Source organism: Myxococcus sp. CA040A, from assembly GCF_013336725.1.
GTDB lineage: Bacteria > Myxococcota > Myxococcia > Myxococcales > Myxococcaceae > Myxococcus > Myxococcus llanfairpwllgwyngyllgogerychwyrndrobwllllantysiliogogogochensis.
The window spans coordinates 128,649-147,962 of record NZ_JABUMR010000002.1 but is presented as its reverse complement, the minus strand read 5'-3'; the positions used below and the strand labels follow the sequence as shown (position 1 = coordinate 147,962).

The window sequence follows — 19,314 nt, the reverse complement described above, 5'->3', positions numbered from 1 at the left end:
TTTCCGCGTCGACGCCGTGCGGGGTGCGGTGACACGATGCCCGAACCGCCCCGGCTCACCTTCAGTACCTCGGGTGCCAGGGCCGCTCGGACGTCACCTGGAAAGGTCGTGGGCCATGTCGGCGCAATATGACGAGATTGGAGAGAAGGTCGCGGACTGGGATGTGCTGCCGGTGCGCTCGGAGTACATCGAGGGGTACTCCTTCTTCAAAGCGCTCGGCTCGGTGGCCGAACGGACCGTCCTGGACCTGGCCTGTGGCGACGGCCTGTACACGCGGCAGCTCAAGGCGCGAGGCGCCCGCCGGGCGGTCGGCGTCGACATCTCCGAGGAGATGATTCGCGTCGCGAGGCGACAGGAAGCCCAACACCCCGTGGGCATCGAGTACCACGTGTCGGACGTCGCCGACCTGGCGCCCCTGGGCACGTTCGATGTCGTGACGGCCATCTACCTGCTGCACTACGCGCACTCGCCCGAGCACATGCTGCGGATGTGCCGGAACATCCATGCCCACCTGAAACCCGGGGGCAGCTTCGTCACGTACTCGTTCAACCCCGAGTTCAGCGCCAAGGGTCCCAACAGCACGCGGTATGGCATCACGATGTTGGATTTCCCGGGGTCCCCTCGAGAGGGACAGATGCTCTCCGCGGAGCTGCACACGAAGACGCCCTTCACCATCCACTTCTCCTACTGGAGCCGGGCCACGTACGAGCAGGCGCTTCGAGATGCGGGCTTTCACACCCTCACCTGGATGCGTCCCGAGTGTTCCCCCGAGGGAATCGCCCGGTATGGCCGGGAATTCTGGCAGGACTACCTGGATAACCCGCACGCGGTGGCGCTGCGCTGCGAGCGGTGAGCCGCGTGAAGACACCTCGACTGAGTGGTGTCCACGGTGTGATGGTGGCGGCCCCCTCGTCCCGCTCCTGGAGCTTCATGAATCGCCTCTGCCTCACAGCCCTGCTCACCCTGTTCGTCGGCGCATGTACCTCTGGAGGGCGCGACAAGCTGAACGCCGAGGAGTACATGGATGCGAGCGTCTCCATGTGGAACACCATGACGTCGACGTCGGAGCCCTGGCTGAACGGCAAGCGCGCCGAGGGGTTCTCCAAGGACATCCAGGGCCGCAAGAACCTGGGCCGATACAAGACAGAGCTGGGCAAGCTCCACCAGTTGGTGTCGAGCCACCTGGCGGCCACGCAGAAGTATCCCATCCCCGAGGATGCCACCGAACTGCACGCCCGGTTGATTGCCTATCTGAATAGCCACATCGCGTTCTTCGCGACGATGCAGCAGATCGCCGCCCTGCCGGATGGCTTCACCGACGCGCAGCTTGAACCGCTGGGCGCGGAGCTGGACCGCCGGGCCCTGGAGATCTCCACGCTGATGGATGAGCTCGACCAGGCGCAGAAGGACTATGCGAAGAAGCACGGCATCCGGCTGAACGAAGTCAGCCACTGACGGGGGTGCGTCGAGGAGCCCCGCCCGGACAGGACGGGACTCCTCGCGCGGTCGTCAACTTGGAAGGCGGCCCCCTACATCCCTGCTCGTCGTCATGGGATACATCGACGAGGACGGCCGGGCGCGCTCGCCTCCAAGAAGAACCTCTATTGAGCGGAGCCCCTGCCCGTCATCCGCTCAGAAGCGGCCGGACAGCCCCAGGAACTTGTGGTCGCGCGTCAGCGTCAGGGACGGTGCCAGGCTGACGGCGGGCTCGGGCGGGGCAGGAGCGTTCGAGGCGTGTGACACCTCGTAGCTCACGACGGCGCCCACCAGACAGAAGGCGGTGATGACCCCGGCCCGGGCCTCGTCGTACTTGAGGAACAGCGAGGCCACCACGCCCGCTGCCGCCGCCACGCCCGTCCCCAGGTAGGTCTCCTCCAAGGTCCCCCTGCCGCCCGCGATGCGCGCTCCCCACCAGACGCCCAGCGGGGCCCCCAGCGAGGCGCCTACGAGGGCGCCGTAAATCACTTCCGTCGACCCCGTCGTTGGACCGCCTGTCGCCTCGCGAAACAAGGCCCCGACATACGCGCCCGTGAATGCCAGGGACGCGGAGGTCAGCGACATGGCCACGACCTCCAACGGGAGGCGCACCACGGGGTGCGCGGGCTCTCGTACCGGTGGCTCATCGAGCAAGCGGAGGGCCTTGCGTGGCTGCATTCCCGGAAGCGGTTCGTCCACGGCGCCCTCCCCTGTCTGCGCGAGGCAGACGCCGGGAAGAAGCACCCAGCAGGAGAGCCACAGGGAACACGTCCACGCGAGTCGAGCCGTCAGCACATTCATGGCCGCCGCGGGCTGCAAGGCGGGGACCTCTCCGGCTGTTTCACGGCGATCCCAGGAGAGCGCGGGCGCCCCCGCGCGCGCCGTGTGCGCAATCCACTGCACAACGGGCGCCCTGGTGTGCAGCCGACTGCTCAAGCCCCTGTCACTTCGACGGGCGGACGTCGCGACGGACACCTCGCCCACGCACCGGAGCACGCCGGTTCGCGCGGCGACGAAACGCTCGCCACAGGAGACAGAGCGCCACGACGGCGACCACCGCCGCCAACAACACCGGCCAGAAGACCTCCAGCATGAGGAGCAGGAGCACCGGATACGAATACATATCCAGGTCGCCATCATCCGCGTGAGCGGGCAAGGCCATCAGCACCGCGGTGAGACATCCGACGACAAGGGCTCCATTCAAGTTTCGCGACAGAGCCCTGGCGCAGGCCTCTCTCACATGGGTGACACGTCGCATTACCGCTCCCGGCTGGAGATTGCCCCTGGGTCCGTGGGGCCACGTCGTGCGGATGTTTCCATGGCTTTCCAAGAAGCCTAGAGTCCACCCGAATCAAGACGCGAGGGAAGAACGCAATGTTCCAGAGGGCGGCGGTTGCCGGGCGATGATGCGTGAGCCCTGGGGTCCATTCATGACGCGGTGGTGCGCACGCCTCTCGGGCAGCGTGGTCCTGGGCCTGTCCGCCTGCGGAGGAACTCCCGCGCCCGTGGTGCCCGCGGTCTGCGAGCGGCCCACGCCGGCGAAGGTGAGCAGCTTCGCGCAGTGCGGTCCGAGCCTCGACTTCACCCCCATCAACAGCTACCGGGGCGAGTTCGCCGACCTCCAGGACGCGGAGGACGCTGTCGTCATGATCAACGGAGGCTGTACCGGAACGTTGATTGAAGCGCTCGCGGGGCCCGTGGTCCTCACCGCGGGGCACTGCGTCGGACTCGGGGACCGTTCGTTTGTCGTCTTCAACTTCGAGGACGAGCCCGACGGCGACCCGCTGATGACCGATGGCACCGTCATCGAGCAGGCGCTCGAACCCGACTACGCGCTCATCCAACTCGATGTGCTTCCCCAGGTCGCCCCGCTGAAGCTGACGACGCGGGCCAGCGAGCGGCTGGCCATCATTCAGCACCCCCGGGGCCGCCGGAAGGTCATCGCCGAGGGCAGGTACGTGGACTCGTGCAACCAGCTTGTCTACTACTCGGACCTGGACACCCTGGTCGGCAGCTCGGGAGCGGGCGTGCTCAACCGTCAAGGCCACGTGCTGGGCATCCACACCGACGGCGACTGCGACGCGAAAGACAGCAGCACCAACAGGGGCTGGACGGCGGAAGTGATTGTCGAAGCGTCCCCGCATCTGCAAGCCGCCGACATCGCCGACCGCTGAGCGCGGCGGGTACCCCTCACGGCGCAAGTATTCCGGCGGGGGGTGAGGGATTCGCGGACCCGGAATGGTCTGAAGGGAGACCCCGCGAATTTCGCGGGGTGCTCACCTGGAAAGGTCCCCATGACAGTCCCCCTCCGCTTGCTCCGGGCGCCGTTGGCCATCCTGCTCCTCCAGTGCCTCTCCGGCTGCGAGGACTCCCCCTCCCCGTCTCCCCCTGACGCGGGCCCCTATGTCTGGGATGGCACCTACACCGAGCTCGAGGAGCGCGGAGACTGGGTGGACCGGGGACCCCTCTCGCCGTGCTCCTCCAGCGCCGTCTACGCGCAGGAAGGCGCCTGTGATGACCTGTCGCACTTCGACCTGTCGCAATGCGATGCACAGGCCCTCTCCGCCATTTCCAAGGAGGGCATCTACCTTTCCGACGGGCGTGGCGAACGGCACTACGAGGATGGCGGCGTGCGCATCAGCAGCGTCCCCATCGGCTTCCTGCTCCGGGAAGACGGCGGCACGATGTACGACGAGCCTCTCCGCATCAAGGACACGGGGGATGGACGCTTCTCCATCATCGGCGGCCTGACTCGCAATGACCTCACCGTCGCCATGGTGGGATGCAAGACGCCCGCGCCCAACATCATCACCGGCTGCTTCACCTACTGCCGCCGGGGACGACTCACCCTCAAGGGCACCTTCGAGGCGAACCGCGTCGCGCTGTCGACCGGAGAGCCGGAGTCCTCGGGCAACCTCGAGCTGGTCGCCGAGCGCCACGTCCCGGTGGGAATGCCCGCGGATATCTACGTCGCCAAGGGCCACGCCTACGTCGTCTCCATACCAAACCGCGGACAGGCCGGCGGCCTCACCGTCATCGACGTGAGGGACCCGACCCGGCCTGTCCTCACGACGTCCATCAGCCTGCCCGAGGACAACTCCTGGAACGGCGTCTGGGCCAGGGGCGACGCCCTCTACGTGGCCAGCAACGACGTGGGGCCGCTCATCTACGACATCTCCAACCCCGCCCTTCCCACCTTCGTGAAGAGCCTGCCGACGGGAGACTTCGGCGCGCACACGGTGCTCGTCGACAATGACCGGCTCTACGCCATGGTCCCCAATACCGGCACCCATGTCTACGACCTGACCGAGCCGCTCAATCCCATCCTGCGCACCATCATCTCCCTGCCGGAGGACGCCGAGCTGGGAGGGCCTCACGACGCCTTCGCCTATGAGAACCGCCTGTACATCAGCAATTCCTTCGGCGGCTACTCGGTGATGGATGTCACGAACCTGGACAACGTGAGCCGCCTGGGCCGCTACGAGCGCTTTGGCTACGACTACGCGCACCACAGCGCGGTGGGCACCTTCGCCGGAAAGACCATCGCCTTCGAAGGGGGCGAATTCAACGCCTCCCACGTGCGGGTGCTGGACGTCACCGAGCCCTCCCGCATCGTGAAGATTGGCGAGTTCCGCATGCGCGATGTCACGTCCATGCACAACCTCATCCTGCGCGGCAACCTGCTCTATGTGGCGTGGTACCACGAAGGGCTGCGCGTGCTGGACGTGTCCAATCCCACCAGGCCCCGACAGGTGGCGCACCACCACACCTTCCGCGAGAGCGACCCCCTCCGGGGCGACAGCATCTTCGAGGGCGCCTTCGGCGTTCGCATCCCCGGTGACGGCTACGTGTATGTCGTCGACTCGTCGCGAGGACTGCTCATCTTCAACGAGCTGTGAGGGCCGAGGGAGCGTCACGCCCGGACATGTGCGACGTCCGGGCTGACGCTCCTGGGGCTCAGTTGACGAGCAGCACCTTGCCCGCGCCACCCTTCTCCGCGTGCTTCTGGGCATCCTTCGCGGCGTCCATGGGGAATGTCTTGCCAATGGGGATGCGCAGCTCTCCCTTGGCCACGCTCTCGCCAAGCTGCGCGAGCCGGCGTCCGTCCGGGTGCGAGAAGAAGGTGACCACCTGGAGGCCCTTGTCCTTGGCCCCCTTCGGCTCACCCACCACACTGCCCACGAGTCCGCCACGCTTCACCTTGTCCAGCACCGCCGCCACGGCCTCGCCCCCTACCGTGTCCGCCACGGCGTCCAGCGTGGGCAGCTTCGCGACGTCCTTCGGATCATCCAGCGCGACGACTCCGTCCGCGCCGAGCTTCCGCGCCTCGTCGACCTGTCGGGCCCGCACGCCGGCCCAGACCTTCACCCCACGCGCCTTCGCCGCGAACAGGGCCGCGCGACCCACCGCGCCCAGCGCACCGGTGATGAGCACCGTGTCTCCCTGGACAGGCTTCATCTGCTCTTCAATCAACTGCACGCCCGTCAGCGTCACCAGCGGCAGCGCGGCCGCGTCCTTCAGCTCCAGCGAGTCAGGCACCTTGGCCCATACGTCGGACGGAGCGACCACCGTCTGCGCATAGCCCGCGGACACCAGGCCCATCACCCGGTCGCCGCGCTTGAAGCCCTCCACGCCTTGCCCCACCTCGATGACCTCACCGGACACATCCCGCCCCAGGATGGTGGGAAGCGTCAGCGGCATGTACTCCCTCATGTCGCCTCGGCGAATCTTCCAATCCACCGGGTTGATGCTCGCGGCGGTGACGCGGACCTTCACGTCTCCCGGCCCCACCTTCGGCTCGGGCATCTCCGACACGACGAGGTTGTCCACGTCTCCATAGGCCTTCAGCACGACGGCTTTCATGGGTGTCTCCCGGAATGAAGTGGCACGAAGCGCGCTCCAACGACGGACCAACGATAAGTACCGACGGAGGGAGCGCCATCGTTCGCGGGCGCCTGCTTCCCTGGCTCCCCTTCCTGTGACGGGCGCGTGGTGGCGAGTTCACCGGGCCCCAGGTGTCACGGTCGCACGTCGTAGACCTTGCGCAGCGGAAGGCCACCACGGTCGATGTCGAGTTCCAGGTGCCGGAACTTCTTGAGCAGCATGTACTGCTCCAGCGCCTTCTCCGTGGAATCGAGCGCGACGCCGTTGATGCGCTGGATGACATCGCCATTCTGGAGGCCCAGCTTCTCGTACACGGAGCCCTGCCGGACGGCGAGGAGCTTGAAGCCCTGGGGCTTCCCCTCCTTGAAAGACGGAACGATGCGCGCCTGCGTGAGCGCGGCGCCCTGGGTCCACTGGTCGAGGTCCAGGTACCTGTCAGGCACCTCGTAGGTGTGCTCGCCCACGCGTCGGATGTCGCTCCCACGCTCGCTGCCCGCGGCCACCGGAGCCCCGGTCGACGGTGGACCCACGGGCCCCTCGCCGTCGATGACCTCCTGCTGTCCTTCCCGGGTGACGATGATGCGCTCCCGTTCGATGACGACCACCTCCGCGTCCTGGAGCACGTCTCCCACGCGGAGGCTGCGCACGCGCCGGCTGTCGAGGTCCTCCACGGACGCGAGCGACCAGAAGGGCTCGCGCGACGTCAGCGTCCCCACGAGCTTCGCGCGCCGCGCGCTCCTCCGGGGCCCGCTGTGGGCAAGAGGCCCAGCCGAGGGATTCTCCTTGATGCCGAGCACACGAGCCAGCGACTCGGTGCGAAGCGAGAGCCGCGCCTCCGTGCTGGCGAACCGGATGGGTTTCGCGGGCATCGAGTCCAACCCCGGGACGGGAACCGCGAGCTGGAACTCCGTGACGAGGTGGACGGTGCGCGCGGCGATCAACGCGGCGACGAGGAGAAAGCAACAGATCACCAGCCAGAAGTACTTCTGGAGCAGAGGTCTCATGGCGCCAGGCCAGAGCAAGCACGGGGCCAGGGAATGGCATACACCGGGCCTCATTCGGGGACACCGCGCTCCGGGCGAAAGGCACACACGCAGAGGCCTCGCGGGGATGCCTGGATTGTCACGGGTCAGAGGTGTGTCCGAGACAGGCTGTCACGGTGGACGCTGCTGTCGGCACTGATGTAAGCAGCCGCCCCTCTTCTTCGCGGAGCCGAGCATGTTCATCATCTCTGGAAGTTCGCCGAAACAGCAGGACCTCGGCGAGCAGCGCGCGCCCTGCCCGGACTGTCAGCAGGAGACGTCCCAGCGGCTGCAGCGTCACTACCGGGTGATTCACGTCTTCTGGTTCCCCCTCTTCTCGCTGGGAACGAAGTACGTGCGAATCTGCGGGCGCTGCAACCTGCACACGGAGGTGCCGGAGCAACAGGTCGGCCCCGTGCCGGTGGCGCCGCTGCTGCACCGGATGGGCGGCCTGTTCCCGGTGGCCGCGCTGGCGTTCTGCTGTGTGGGCTTTCCCCTCGTCAACGCGGTGGTCTCTCTCGGCACCGGTGACTCGAGCGGTTCTTCCCAGCAACAGGAGCAGCGGGCGGGCAGGCAGGGCTTCGACCAGCGCTTCGAGGCCCAGGCCGAGGACCTGGCCGTGGAGACCACGATTCAGTCCGCGTTCGAGGAGCAGGGCCACCAGTCGGTGACGGTCTCCGCCAGCTCCGCCTCCGTGAAGGAGCACGTCATCCGCGTCGTCTCCGCGCAGACCCCTCGCCTGAAGAAGGTGAGCGATGGAGACCGCATCCGGATGCTCGAGATGATGGAGGCGGAAGCGGACAAGAGCTTCGCCAACGAGGAGGTCTTCCTGGGCCTGCGGGGCAAGCTCCTCTGGGGTGGGTATTCCCACCGCGCCCCGGGTGGGAAGTGGAAGCGCGTCGTGGACGGCACCACGTCCAGCCCCATGGTGGATGCCTTCGAGGCGCTCCTTCAGCGGGAGGCCGCGTTGCCTCCCTCGGCGCCGGATGCGGTGCCAACGCCGGAGCCCACGGCGGCTCCCTCGGTGGTCGACGACACGGCGAGGTGAGCACGCCCCTGGCCCCACCGGCCAGGGCACTCGCGGTGTTCAGCGCGCCTGCCGGGCTTGTGTGGCGGGCGCTTCCAGCGAGTCGAGGAACGCGAGGATGCGGAGGGCACACCCCTCCGGGTCCTCCAGCGGAAAGAGGTGCCCGCCGGGAAACTCCTCGAGCCGGGCCCCTGGCACCACTCGCCGGGCACGCGCGAAGGCCGACTCCGCGAGCGTGCGGGTGTCACGCCCCCGCACGATGAGGGTGGGCACCGCGATGGAGCGCAGCGCCCGCCACATGCCCACGGGCGTCGTCTCGAAGACGCGGGCCTCCCAGGCACGGGGGATGGTCAGCCGGAACCCGCCTTCGGGTGCCTCGGTGAGTCCGTACGTGAGGTAGTCCTGGAAGCACTCCGGGTCGAAGCTCTGGAACAGGGGCTTCTTGCGGTAGCTCGCGGCGGCCTCCTCGCGAGAGTTCCAGTGCTCCCGCCGACGCCACGCGAAGCTCGCGGGAGGCACACGACTGCGCTGGCCCAGCAGCGTCAGCACGTCGAGCGCCAGCTTGCGCATCCCCGAGAACAACACGGGGTCCAGCGTGACGATGGCGCGGAAGAGGCCGGGGTCCTTCACGGACGCGAGCAGCGTCGCCACGCCGCCCATGCTGTGCCCCACGCCGACGACGCCTTCCAGCCCGGCGGCGCGCAGGGCCTGCGCCAGCTCGTCCGCCATGTCGTTCCAGGTCCGCATGGACAGCGGGTCCGAGCCCGGCACGAGGCAACGGCTCCGCACCGAGACGACGTGGTAGCGCGTCTTCAGGCGCTCGATGAGCTTGCGGTAGGTGCCCGGCGGAAAGCCGTTGGCGTGCGCCAGGTGCAGCACGGGGCCGGTGCCGCCCCAGTCATCCAGTTGAAGGGCCTTGCTCATGGCCCTGTCCGGATACCGCGAACCGCGCCCGCTGTCTCGCGCCCCGGACACGTGGACCGGGTGCGAGGCACTCACAGCGGGGGCCGCCAGCCGCCCCGGAGTGGCCGGAGCCCCCCAAGATGCGTCCCCCGTTCAGGAGCCGGTGATGGTCAGGACCGTCGGTCCCACCGTGGCGGTGACGCCCTCCTCCGTGAAACATCCCAGCACCTGGGTCTGAGTGAGCACGAACGTGATGAGCACGCTGGCCCCCTGGAACCGTCCGCCCACCACCGTCCCCGAATAGGTCGCCACCACCTCGCCCAAGGGCCTGACGGTGATGACGACGCTCGTGTCCAGGTTGCTGACCGAGCCGTCACTCCAGTTGAGCTGCGAGTCAAGCCGGTTCGTGCCGCTCACGCAGCTCAACATGCCGGTGCCCTCCGCCACGAATGAGGCCGAGAGGAGTGACAACGGAACCCCGACACACGGACCGAACGTCCCGTCCCCTGTCGCGGTGATTACCCGGGGCGCGTTCGTCATGCCCGGTGAGTATTGGGCCTGGACGATGCCGGGGCAGGTCAGCAGCACCGGCTCCGCGCTCGCGGGCGCCGCGAAGAGGGCCAGGGTCGCGATGAAGGCGGAGAAAAGCGGGGCGCGGCGAGAACGCAAGACAAGCGGCATGGGAAGGCTCCTCGTCCGCCTTGGACTCTCCCGCGGACGCTCACCTCTTAGCGGTTCGCTTCACCCGCTCCCATTGCACCCTCGTCCCAAGGGACACGCTCTCACTCCCCCATGCATTCCCTTGCATGAACAGGGATTGAGTACACCCTCCATCGCCAGTGGATTGAATCAACACCACGGATGGGCCCGCACGCGGGCCCCAAAGACGCGTCCCCCGTTCAGGAGCCGGTGATGGTCAGGACCGTCGGTCCCACCGTGGCGGTGACTCCCTCCTCCGTGAAACATCCCAGCACTTGGGTCTGAGCGAGCACGAACGTGATGAGCACATTGGCCCCCTGGAACCGTCCGCTCACCACCGTCCCTGAAGAGGTCGCCACCACCTCGCCCAAGGGCCTGACGGTGATGAGAATGCTCACGCTCACGTTGCTGATCGAGCCGTCGCTCCAGTTGAGCTGCGCGTCAAGCTGGCTCGATCCCCCCACGCAGCTCAACGTGCCCATGCCCCCCGCCACGAATGAGGTCGAGAGGAGTGACAACGGAACCCCGACACACGGGCCGAACGTCCCGCTCGCTGTCGCGGTGATCATCCGGGGGGCGTTCGTCATGCCCGGTGAGTATTGGGACTGGACGATGCCAGGGCAGGTCAGCAGCACCGGCTCCGCGCTCGCGGGCGCCGCGAAGAGGGCCAGGGTCGCGACGAAGGAGGAGAGAAGCGGGGCGAGGCGAGAATGCGAGAAAGGCCGCATGGCGAGGCTCCTCGTCCGCGTTGGACTCTCCCGCGGACGCTCACCTCTTAGCGGTTCGCTTCACCCGCTCCCATTGCACCCTCGTCTCAAGGGACAAGCTCTCACTCCCCCATGTATTCAGACTTCCCGGAGCGGCTGGAGGCCCCCACGATGCGTCCCCCGCTCACGAGCCGGTGATGGTCAGGACCGTCGGTCCCACCGTGGCGGTGACGCCCTCCTCCGTGAAACATCCCAGCACCTGGGTCTGAGCGAGCACGAACGTGATGAGCACGCTGGCCCCCTGGAACCGTCCGCCCACCACCGTCCCCGAATAGGTCGCCACCACCTCGCCCAAGGGCCTGACGGTGATGAGGATGCTCGTGTCCAGGTGGCTGACCGAACCGTCGCTCCAGTTGAGCTGCGCGCCAAGCTGGTTCGAGCCCCCCACGCAGCTCAACGTGCCCATGCCCCCCGCCACGAATGAGGTCGAGAGGAGTGACAACGGAACCCCGACACACGGGCCGAACGTCCCGCTCGCCGTCGAGGTGATCATCCGGGGCGCGTTCGTCATGCCCGGTGAGTATTGGGCCTGGACGATGCCGGGGCAGGTCAGCAGCACCGGCTCCGCGCTCGCGGGCGCCGCGAACAGCGCCAGGGTCGCGACGAAGGACGAGAACAGCGGAGCGAGGCGAGACTGCGAGAAAGGCCGCATGGGAAGGCTCCTCGTCCGCCTTGGACTCTCCCGCGGACGCTCACCTCTTAGCGGTTCGCTTCACCCGCTCCCATTGCACCCTCGTCCCAAGGGACGCGCTCTCACTCGCACGTGCATCAACTTGCATGAGCAGGAATTGAGCGCCCATTCCCTCACACGGAGATTGAATCAACGCCACTGCGGATGGGCCAGCACGCGGGCCTCGACGTCGGGCGTCAACGTCGCGCCATGGGGCGCCCGGGACGACGAGCGCGTCCAGCGCTCCAGCCACCGCGTACCCAACGGCGATGCCAGCGCTTCGCGCCGCGTGGAGGCCACCGTCGTCTCACCCTTGGTCCCCGTGGACGCACCCGCCCCCACGAAGAAGCCGGCCAACAGCAGCGTCACCCGCGTGGGCGTCGCCGCGCTGTAGGTCAACAGCAGCGCGCCCTCGCCATCCTCACGGCAGTGCCGGCGCACCCGCGCGAGCACGCCCTCGGTCCACATGTCCGGGTTCGACGCGGGAGAGAACGGATCGAAATACACCAGGTCCGCCACGGGCAGCGCTCCGTCCAGGAACGGCACCGCGTCTCCCAGGTGCAGCCGCCAGCGCAGGCCGTCCTCCTCCCACACGCCGTCGCGCATCAGCGCCTCCGCCGCCTGACGAAACGGCTGGAGGAACGGGAAGCCCGCGGCGTCCGCCAGCGCCAGCCGCAGCGGCGCCAGGTCCACCTCGAAGCTGATGACCTCCAGCGTCCGCCGCCGAGCGGCCCCCAACTCCCGCGCGCACGTCAGCGCGGCCACCGCGTTGGTGGCGGCCCCCAGGCCCACGTCGTGGATGACGAGCGGCGGGCCCTCCTGGGAGAGCCGCTCCGCGAGCCGTGGCTGCTCCACGTAGAGGCCCAGGGCCTCCTTCCACGGGCCCACCGAGGGGTGCATCACCTCGCCATGGCCCAGGTGCCGCACCGCGCGCGAGCCGTTGCGCAGCGTGACGAGCTCGAAGTCCCCGTCGCGCGGGTTGGCCTCCTCGCTCATCCGACTTCCTTCAGCGTCACCTCGTTCGCGCTCGCCACTTCCTTCAGGTCCTTGGGCGTGGCGATGGCCACCTTCAGCTCGCGCGCCACCTGCTCGTAGGTGCCGGAGAGAATCCCCGCGCGGATGCGGGCCATCAGCTTCTGGTAGTGCCTCACGTTGTGCACCGACAGGAAGCGCGAGCCCAGGTGGTGCTTGCCGCGCATCAGGTGATGCAGATACCCGCGCGTGTAGCGCTTGCACACGTAGCAATCGCACTCGGCGTCGAGCGGCTCGTCCGCCAGCCGGAACACGTTGCGGGTGATGCGCACCAGCCCCTGGAAGGTGTACGCGTAGCCCTGCTGCGCCATCTTCGTGGGGATGATGCAGTCGAACATGTCCACGCCGCGCAACACCGCCTCGATGAGGTCCGTCGGCGTACCCACACCCATCAGGTAGCGAGGCTTGTCCGCCGGCAGCGACGCGGTGGTGCGCAACGTCATCGACTCGCGCTCCGCCTTCGTCTCCCCCACCGCCAGCCCGCCAATGGCGAAGCCGTCGAAGGGCAGCTTCGTCAGGAACTCCGCGCTCTCGTCGCGCAGGTTCGGGAAGACGCCGCCCTGGACGATGCCGAACATCGCCTGGCCCGTGTCCACCTTGGCCTTCGCCGCCAGGCTGCGCACCGCCCACCGGTGCGTGCGCTCCATCGCCTCGCGCGTGCCCGCCTCGTCCGTGCGCGAGTCGATGCACACGTCCAGCACCATCATGATTTCGGAGTTGATGGACTGCTGCATGGCGATGCTCGACTCGGGGCTGAGCAGTTGCCGGCTGTTGTCGTAGAAGCTGCGGAAGTGCGCGCCCTTCTCCGTGATGAGCCGGTCCTCCGGCAGGGAGAAGATTTGAAAGCCACCCGAGTCGGTGAGCACGCCCCCATCCCACTGCATGAAGGAATGGATGCCGCCAAAGCGCTGGAAGACCTCCGCGCCGGGCCGGAGCATCAGGTGGTACGTGTTCGCCAGCAGGATGCTGGCCCCCGTCTCCTTCACCTCCTCCATGCCCAGATGCCGGAAGGCGGCATGGGTCGCCACCGGCATGAACATGGGCGTGCTGAAGGAGCCGCGCCGGGTGTGAAGCACTCCGGCGCGGGCGCCGGTGGGGTCGGTGGTGAGGAGTTCGAAGCGGACGGCCATGGGCGGGGCCTTATACCCGTCATCCCCGCCCCATGGTCCACCCCTGTCGCCCGTCCCCCCGCCTGCCAGCCGGACGGGGACTCAAGACCCCGCCATTTCAGGGCATTTTTCGTCGCCTGCCGGGCGTTTCATGAGGTCACCGCGAGACGGATGGGTCGCGATTCCACGCAGCCTTGGCCGCTCCGCGTCAATTCCGCTACAACGCGCCCGCCATGTTCAACGTCATCAACGTCTCCAAGGCCTACGGGCCCAAGAAGCTTTTCGAGGAGGTCAACGTCACCTTCTCTCCGGGCCGCCGCTACGGCCTGACCGGCCCCAACGGTGCGGGCAAGTCCACGTTCATGAAGATCCTCGCCGGAGACGAGGAAGCCGACATGGGCAACATCGTCCGGCCGCGCAAGCTGGGCATCCTTCGCCAGGACCACTTCCGCTACGAGGAGGAACGCGTCCTCGACGTCGTGCTCATGGGCAACCTGCCCCTGTGGGCGGCCATGTCGGAGAAGAACAAGCTGTTGGCCAAGTCGGACATCACCGACGAGGACGGCAACCGGCTGGGCGAGCTGGAGGGCGTCATCGCCGAGGAGGATGGCTACTCGGCGGAGAGCGACGCGGCCACGCTGCTGGCGGGCCTGGGAATCGAAGAGGCCTTCCATGAGGGCCCCATGCGGCAGCTGACCGGCGGCCTCAAGCTGCGCGTGTTGCTCGCCCAGGCGCTGTTCGGCAAGCCCGAGGGGCTGCTGCTCGACGAGCCCACGAACAACCTCGATATCGACTCCATCCGCTGGCTGGAGAACTTCCTGCACGAGTACGAGGGCGTGCTCATCACCATCAGCCACGACCGGCACTTCCTCAACTCCATCTGCACGCACATCGCGGACATCGATTACGAGGCCATCATCCAGTACAACGGTGGCTACGACGACATGGTGCGGCAGAAGTCCCAGCTGCGCACCCGCGTGGAGTCCGAGACCGAGGAGAAGAAGAAGAAGATCGCCCAGCTCCAGGACTTCGTGGCGCGCTTCCACGCCGGCACCCGCGCCTCGCAGGTGCAGAGCCGCATCAAGCAGATCGACAAGCTGAAGTCGGACGACCTCAAGCGCTCCAACATCGCGCGGCCGTTCATCCGCTTCGACCAGAAGGTCGTCAGCGGCAAGCAGACGCTCATGGTGGAGGGCATCAGCAAGTCCTTCGACGGCGTGCCCGTCATCCGCCCCTTCAACGCGCTGGTGTGCAAGGGCGAGCGCGTCTGTGTCATCGGCCGCAACGGCGTGGGCAAGTCCACCCTGGTGAGGATGCTCGCCGGGCAGCTCGAGCCGGACACCGGCAAGATTGGCTGGGGCCACCAGGCCTCCGTCGGCTACCTGCCGCAGGACCACCACGGCGTCGTGCGCAAGGGCACCACCTGCTTCGGCTGGCTGCGCGACTTGCACGACAAGCTCACCAACGAAGAGATTTCCGGCGTGCTCGGCCGGATGCTCTTCTCCGGCGAGGAGCGGATGAAGAACACCGACACCCTCTCCGGTGGTGAGACGGTGCGCCTGCTGCTGTCCAAGCTGATGATCATGCAGGACAACGTCCTCGTGCTCGACGAGCCCACCAACCACCTGGACCTGGAGTCCATCTCCGCGCTCGCCGAGGGCCTCCAGAAGTACGAGGGCACCGTCATCGTCGTGACGCACGACCAGGAGCTCATCTCCGAGGTCGCCACGCGCATCTGGTCGCTCGAGGCGGGCCGCGAGGTGCTCGACTTCAACGGCCCTTACGCGGAGTTCCGCGAGAAGCACGCGGCCGTCGCGGCCCAGCGCCGCTGACGTGAAGGGCCCGCCTGTCGCTCAGCCCGTCTTCTCCGGCGGGTTGAGCGCGAGGAAGCGGGCGTTGAGGTCCGCGGACATCTGGGCCACGGTGGTGCCTTCCAGGCTCTGCTTCAGCGCGGCCTCCGCGCGGCCGAAGACACCTTCCAGGTAGTCGGCCACGCAGGGGCCAATGGCGCAGTCCGGAGCGGGCCCCACCGGGTGCCTGCCGAACAGCTCCGCGCCCTCCTCCACCGACTCGTAGATGTCCCGAAGGGTGATGTCCTCGGGGCGCCGGGCCAGCGTCACGCCTCCGCGAACGCCCCGCTTCGTCTCCACCAGCCCCGAGCGAGCCAGGTCTCCCAAGAGCCGCCGCACCACGACGGGGTTCGTCTGGATGCTGCGCGCCATCGCCTCGGACGTCAGCGGACCGGCCGCGTCACCGGAGCACTTCGCGAGCATCGCGACGATGTGCGCCGCCATGGTGAATCGGCTGTTCACTCACCCTCCGGGCTGGAATGGAGACTCCGATGGTTACCTATCGCCCGCCCTGACGGCGTGCAACCCGGCATTCCCCGACTGCCGGGCTGCTCGTCCGCTGGGAGCCCCGGGACTCAGGGATTCACGAGTCCAAAGCTACCCGTCCCCACGGCCCAGTCTCCGGCCGCGTGGGTGTCTCCAGCGGTGACACGGCGCAGGGTCGTCTGCTTTCCAGCCGACGCGAAGGCCGGCGCCCAGGCGACGGTGATGTCCCAGGCGGAAGGGGCGGAAGAGTACGTGCAGGGGGCACCGCCACACGTCGCGGGTATCCACTGGCCCAGGGACTGGAGCAGCGCGAGGTCCGTCAGGAAGCCAGCGAAGGTGTTGGTCCCAATGGAGACCGCGAGGCCGTCCTGCGTGGCGCCGAAGGGGTCCAGCACGCGCAGCACCCGGTTGCCCGGGAGGAGGCTGAAGGTGGCGCCGCTGTGAAAGTCCCACGCGGTGTCATGCGTCGCGGGATACAGCATCCGGCGATGCTCCATGGGCCCGCTCAGCTCCGAACGGGGCCCCGCCTCGCCCACGGGGTCCGGGTTGAGGTGCATGACGAGGACGTCGCCGGCCTGCACCTCCACGTCGGGGAACGTCGCGAGCGGCTCGGAGCCCCCGTCCTGCATCAGGGTCATGCCCGTCACCGGTCCGGACTGGAGCACGACCAACTCCACCAGGTCGCGGTTGAACGACATGTTGGGAGCAACCTCCGTGATTCGCAGCCGCGCGGGCGTCGCGAACCCCCGGAAGGAGGCGGTGTTGTTCGGCGCCTGCACGCCGTCCCCCTTGAGGTCCCGCAGCGTCGCGGCGACCTGGACGCTGTAGCTGCCTCGCGGAGTCTGCGGCGGCGTGGTGACGACCACCTCCTTGGGCGACTGCAGCGTCGCGCCGGTGACGGAGAGCCCGGGGATGGTGATTTGCGCACCGCTGCCCAGGAGGCTGCCCGCATCCAGCCGCCGGTCGAAGCGCACCAGGACGGTCGTCGAGGAGAGCGCGAACGCCCCGAGGACCTTCGGGGGCGGACACGTCTGCGCGGTGAGCTGCTCGGGAACCCAGAGGGAAGGCTGCGTCGACGCGGAGACCGTCCCGAAACGCCACAGCGGAGAGGTGAGCGAGACGTCGCAGCCCTGCACCAGCTCCAGCGAGTCGTTCACCGTCGCCACCATGCGCAGCCGGAGCTGGGCGGCGCTGGACGAGTTCGCGGGGACGCCCACCGTCGTCAGGGGCGCCTGGAGGTGGTCCGTGCCCGAGGCGGAGAAGGGGCCACTGATGACGCCGCGCAGGGAGATGAGCTCGGACTCGAAGTTTTCCAGAGCCATGGGCAGGTCGATGGCGCTCACATCCTGCGCCAGCGTCTGCACGGGGAAGTCCCTGGCGAACACGGTGTAGCTGCTGGGGTCGATGGTCGCGCGGCGCAGGCCGTTGCCGGTGCGCACATTGAGCACGCGGACGCCCACCCAGTCTCCCGCCACCGGAGGAGGCGAAACCGCGGAGGGGTTCAACTCCACGAACAGGGCCGGTCCCTCGCGCTTCGCCTGAAGGAAGATGCCCGGGCCGTCATTCGTCAGGTTGCCCACCCCGGGCTTGACGAAGGTGATGATGGCGCCGTCGATGGGCAGTCTCGGCACGTTGCCATCCGCCGCGGCACGCACGGTGGCGATCTGCTGCGACGCGACAGTGGCCACGTCGGGCAATGTGTAGATCTCCTGCCGCCCCAGCTCCTCGTTCCCGACGTTGTCCACCGACTTGAAGTTCACGGTGGTGTTGCGCGCGAGCACGAAGGGCGCGGTGTACAGCGGCGAGCTGCTCGAGACCGCCGTGCCGTCCAGCGTGTAGCGCGTCTCACCGCACCCCGCGGGTGCATCCGCGCAGGTGAGCCGCACGGTGACGGGGCCGTTGAACGTGCCTCCAGGCGGCTCGGCCTGCGTGAGCGGGGCCGACACGTCGAAGGTATAGACCTGGAGGCGGGATGCTTCCAGGTTGCCGGCGACATCCCTCGACACGAAGCGCAGGCGCGTGTTGGCGGAGAGCGTGAGGGGCGCGGTGTACGGAGTCCCCGTCGTCGGAGTCGGCTCGCTGTCGTCCCGCGTGTACCAGGTCCCCGCGCAGCCGCTGCCCGCGCCGTCGCCGCACGCCAGCGTCACCGTCCGCTGGGTCCGGAACACGCCCCCCTCGGGCTGTGCCACGGTGGTGGGCGCCGTCGGGTCCACCAGGATGGAATAGGTCTCCGTCACCGAGGGACTGACGTTTCCCACGCCATCCACCGCGAGGAAGCGCAGCGTCGTCGTCGCCGAGAGCGCCAGCGGCTCCGTGTAGCGCGGTGAGGTGGTGCCCGGCGCGGTGCCGTTCGTCGTGTAGTGCAGCGCGGAGCAGCCGGAGCCCCCCGTGTCCTCGCAGCGCAGCGTCACGGATTGCGCCGAGAAATAGGCGCCACCCCGAGGCGTCGCTGAGGCGGTGGGCGGCACGGTGTCGATGACGTACGTCTCGATGCCCAGCTCGCCAAGGTTTCCCACCACGTCCACGGCGACGAACACCACCGTGGTGGTGTTGGTGAGCTGAAGAGGGCCGCCGTACGCCGGGGAGTCCATCGTCGGCGTCCTGCCATCCAGCGTGTAGTGGATGCGAGCACAGCCGGAGCCCCCCGCGTCATTGCACGCGAGCGCGACCTGTGTCGGGCCGGCGAACAGTCCCCCCCGAGGCGTGGCGACGGAGTCCGGCCCGGTCATGTCGGCGGTATACAGCGCGGCTCCCGGCGCGGAGGCGTTGCCTGCCCGGTCCAGGGCGATGAAGCGCAGCCGTGCGCCGGCCAGCAACGTGAGCGGCGTCGTATAGAGTCGCGAGGTCTCCAGGGGGATGGCGCCGTCCAGCGTGTAGTGGATTCGGGCGCAGCCGGAGCCCGTGCCGTCGTCACACGTCAGCGTGACGACGAGCGGAACGCCATAAATCCCCGAGCCCGGCGACATGGTGACCTTCGGAGGGTCCGCGTCCACCACGAACTCCGCCGAGCGCGCGCTCTCGCTGTTGCCCGCCCGGTCCACGGAGAAGAAGCGCAGGGTGGCGCTGGCCTCCACCATGACGAAGTCCGAGTAGCGGATGGACCGCGTCGTCGGAGCACTGCCATCCAAAGTGTAGTACGTGGCCTCGCAGCCGGAGCCCGTCCCGTCATTACAGGTGAGCGTCACCGTGCGAGGGCTGTTGAAGAGGCCCCCCGCTGGAGAGGCCACGGTGGTGGGCGCGACGGTGTCCGTGGGCCCGGGGGGCGTGGGGACGGGATCCGAGCCTCCTCCGCCGCACGCGCTCGTCAGCACCAACGTGCAGAGCACTCCCCACAGGGAACGAGAGAAGAACGACACAAACCGAGGCATCGCGAATCCATGGCATGCGCG

Annotated in this window: 18 protein-coding genes; 6 read left to right on the top strand and 12 right to left on the bottom strand. The window is 68.1% G+C overall.

Features of this window, described 5'->3' with window-relative positions; genetic code table 11:
- The first annotated feature begins 115 nt into the window (after positions 1 to 115).
- Together HUA75_RS07750 and HUA75_RS07745 are read left to right on the top strand one after the other, a co-directional pair.
- Entirely contained in the window at positions 116 to 853 is a 738-nt protein-coding gene (locus HUA75_RS07750; protein WP_174485982.1) for a class I SAM-dependent methyltransferase, read from the top strand.
- 77 nt (positions 854 to 930) lie between these two features.
- Positions 931 to 1,455, top strand: a complete 525-nt coding sequence (locus HUA75_RS07745) for a hypothetical protein (RefSeq protein WP_174485981.1) — start codon at positions 931 to 933, stop codon at positions 1,453 to 1,455.
- A gap of 177 nt (positions 1,456 to 1,632) precedes the next feature.
- Here HUA75_RS07745 and HUA75_RS07740 read toward each other — a convergent pair whose 3' ends face one another.
- The gene (locus HUA75_RS07740) at positions 1,633 to 2,175 is read right to left on the bottom strand and encodes a hypothetical protein (protein ID WP_141643716.1); all 543 of its coding nucleotides are present in this window, start codon (positions 2,173 to 2,175) and stop codon (positions 1,633 to 1,635) included.
- A 244-nt stretch (positions 2,176 to 2,419) separates the two neighbouring features.
- Positions 2,420 to 2,680: a hypothetical protein gene (locus HUA75_RS07735; protein WP_174467105.1), complete on the bottom strand. Its 261-nt coding sequence runs from the start codon at positions 2,678 to 2,680 to the stop codon at positions 2,420 to 2,422.
- 226 nt (positions 2,681 to 2,906) lie between these two features.
- Between HUA75_RS07735 and HUA75_RS07730 the strand changes: the two genes are divergently transcribed.
- Both HUA75_RS07730 and HUA75_RS07725 read left to right on the top strand, forming a co-directional pair.
- Positions 2,907 to 3,650 carry a serine protease gene (locus HUA75_RS07730; RefSeq protein ID WP_254627453.1) on the top strand — a complete coding sequence of 248 codons (744 nt, stop codon included), beginning with the start codon at positions 2,907 to 2,909 and terminating at the stop codon, positions 3,648 to 3,650.
- Positions 3,651 to 3,770: 120 nt separating this feature from the next.
- Positions 3,771 to 5,375 carry an LVIVD repeat-containing protein gene (locus HUA75_RS07725; RefSeq protein ID WP_174485977.1) on the top strand — a complete coding sequence of 535 codons (1,605 nt, stop codon included), beginning with the start codon at positions 3,771 to 3,773 and terminating at the stop codon, positions 5,373 to 5,375.
- Positions 5,376 to 5,433: 58 nt separating this feature from the next.
- On the opposite strand, the gene HUA75_RS07720 is transcribed toward HUA75_RS07725, so the two are convergent.
- Positions 5,434 to 6,339 (bottom strand): NADP-dependent oxidoreductase, encoded by a 906-nt coding sequence (locus tag HUA75_RS07720; RefSeq protein WP_174463469.1) that lies wholly within the window; start codon positions 6,337 to 6,339, stop codon positions 5,434 to 5,436.
- 155 nt (positions 6,340 to 6,494) lie between these two features.
- Positions 6,495 to 7,364, bottom strand: a complete 870-nt coding sequence (gene gspC, locus HUA75_RS07715; RefSeq protein ID WP_174485976.1) for a type II secretion system protein GspC — start codon at positions 7,362 to 7,364, stop codon at positions 6,495 to 6,497.
- Between the two features lie 214 nt (positions 7,365 to 7,578).
- On the opposite strand from gspC, the gene HUA75_RS07710 reads away from it, so the two are divergent.
- On the top strand, positions 7,579 to 8,430 hold the full coding sequence (locus HUA75_RS07710; RefSeq protein ID WP_174485975.1) for a hypothetical protein: 852 nt from the start codon (positions 7,579 to 7,581) through the stop codon (positions 8,428 to 8,430).
- 39 nt (positions 8,431 to 8,469) lie between these two features.
- On the opposite strand, the gene HUA75_RS07705 is transcribed toward HUA75_RS07710, so the two are convergent.
- From HUA75_RS07705 to tgt, 6 genes are all read right to left on the bottom strand, one after another.
- Positions 8,470 to 9,333, bottom strand: coding sequence for an alpha/beta fold hydrolase (locus HUA75_RS07705; protein WP_141643723.1), 864 nt, complete (start codon positions 9,331 to 9,333; stop codon positions 8,470 to 8,472).
- A 132-nt stretch (positions 9,334 to 9,465) separates the two neighbouring features.
- Positions 9,466 to 9,993, bottom strand: a complete 528-nt coding sequence (locus HUA75_RS07700) for a hypothetical protein (RefSeq protein WP_141643724.1) — start codon at positions 9,991 to 9,993, stop codon at positions 9,466 to 9,468.
- Positions 9,994 to 10,211: 218 nt separating this feature from the next.
- Positions 10,212 to 10,739, bottom strand: a complete 528-nt coding sequence (locus HUA75_RS07695; RefSeq protein WP_174485974.1) for a hypothetical protein — start codon at positions 10,737 to 10,739, stop codon at positions 10,212 to 10,214.
- Between the two features lie 163 nt (positions 10,740 to 10,902).
- Complete coding sequence (locus HUA75_RS07690) at positions 10,903 to 11,430, bottom strand: hypothetical protein (RefSeq protein ID WP_141643726.1); 528 nt, start codon at positions 11,428 to 11,430, stop codon at positions 10,903 to 10,905.
- A 168-nt stretch (positions 11,431 to 11,598) separates the two neighbouring features.
- Positions 11,599 to 12,444: an MnmC family methyltransferase gene (locus HUA75_RS07685; RefSeq protein ID WP_174485973.1), complete on the bottom strand. Its 846-nt coding sequence runs from the start codon at positions 12,442 to 12,444 to the stop codon at positions 11,599 to 11,601.
- A complete protein-coding gene (gene tgt / locus HUA75_RS07680; protein ID WP_141643728.1) occupies positions 12,441 to 13,610 on the bottom strand; it encodes a tRNA guanosine(34) transglycosylase Tgt in 1,170 nt (389 codons plus the stop codon). Before tgt ends, HUA75_RS07685 begins: the two co-directional genes overlap by 4 nt.
- A 212-nt stretch (positions 13,611 to 13,822) precedes the next feature.
- On the opposite strand from tgt, the gene HUA75_RS07675 reads away from it, so the two are divergent.
- Positions 13,823 to 15,421: an ABC-F family ATP-binding cassette domain-containing protein gene (locus HUA75_RS07675; protein ID WP_141643735.1), complete on the top strand. Its 1,599-nt coding sequence runs from the start codon at positions 13,823 to 13,825 to the stop codon at positions 15,419 to 15,421.
- 21 nt (positions 15,422 to 15,442) lie between these two features.
- Here HUA75_RS07675 and HUA75_RS07670 read toward each other — a convergent pair whose 3' ends face one another.
- Positions 15,443 to 15,901: an Rrf2 family transcriptional regulator gene (locus tag HUA75_RS07670; protein WP_217440687.1), complete on the bottom strand. Its 459-nt coding sequence runs from the start codon at positions 15,899 to 15,901 to the stop codon at positions 15,443 to 15,445.
- A 113-nt stretch (positions 15,902 to 16,014) separates the two neighbouring features.
- Positions 16,015 to 19,293, bottom strand: a complete 3,279-nt coding sequence (locus HUA75_RS07665; protein WP_254627452.1) for a chitobiase/beta-hexosaminidase C-terminal domain-containing protein — start codon at positions 19,291 to 19,293, stop codon at positions 16,015 to 16,017.
- Between the last annotated feature and the right edge of the window lie 21 nt (positions 19,294 to 19,314).

Coding starts and splice junctions, on each gene's coding strand:
- HUA75_RS07750 (WP_174485982.1), top strand. CDS start 116: ATGTCGGCGCAATATGACGAGATTGGAGAGAAGGTCGCGGACTGGGAT.
- HUA75_RS07745 (WP_174485981.1), top strand. CDS start 931: ATGAATCGCCTCTGCCTCACAGCCCTGCTCACCCTGTTCGTCGGCGCA.
- HUA75_RS07730 (WP_254627453.1), top strand. CDS start 2,907: ATGACGCGGTGGTGCGCACGCCTCTCGGGCAGCGTGGTCCTGGGCCTG.
- HUA75_RS07725 (WP_174485977.1), top strand. CDS start 3,771: ATGACAGTCCCCCTCCGCTTGCTCCGGGCGCCGTTGGCCATCCTGCTC.
- HUA75_RS07720 (WP_174463469.1), bottom strand. CDS start 6,339: ATGAAAGCCGTCGTGCTGAAGGCCTATGGAGACGTGGACAACCTCGTC.
- gspC (WP_174485976.1), bottom strand. CDS start 7,364: ATGAGACCTCTGCTCCAGAAGTACTTCTGGCTGGTGATCTGTTGCTTT.
- HUA75_RS07710 (WP_174485975.1), top strand. CDS start 7,579: ATGTTCATCATCTCTGGAAGTTCGCCGAAACAGCAGGACCTCGGCGAG.
- HUA75_RS07705 (WP_141643723.1), bottom strand. CDS start 9,333: ATGAGCAAGGCCCTTCAACTGGATGACTGGGGCGGCACCGGCCCCGTG.
- HUA75_RS07700 (WP_141643724.1), bottom strand. CDS start 9,993: ATGCCGCTTGTCTTGCGTTCTCGCCGCGCCCCGCTTTTCTCCGCCTTC.
- HUA75_RS07695 (WP_174485974.1), bottom strand. CDS start 10,739: ATGCGGCCTTTCTCGCATTCTCGCCTCGCCCCGCTTCTCTCCTCCTTC.
- HUA75_RS07690 (WP_141643726.1), bottom strand. CDS start 11,430: ATGCGGCCTTTCTCGCAGTCTCGCCTCGCTCCGCTGTTCTCGTCCTTC.
- HUA75_RS07685 (WP_174485973.1), bottom strand. CDS start 12,444: ATGAGCGAGGAGGCCAACCCGCGCGACGGGGACTTCGAGCTCGTCACG.
- tgt (WP_141643728.1), bottom strand. CDS start 13,610: ATGGCCGTCCGCTTCGAACTCCTCACCACCGACCCCACCGGCGCCCGC.
- HUA75_RS07675 (WP_141643735.1), top strand. CDS start 13,823: ATGTTCAACGTCATCAACGTCTCCAAGGCCTACGGGCCCAAGAAGCTT.
- HUA75_RS07665 (WP_254627452.1), bottom strand. CDS start 19,293: ATGCCTCGGTTTGTGTCGTTCTTCTCTCGTTCCCTGTGGGGAGTGCTC.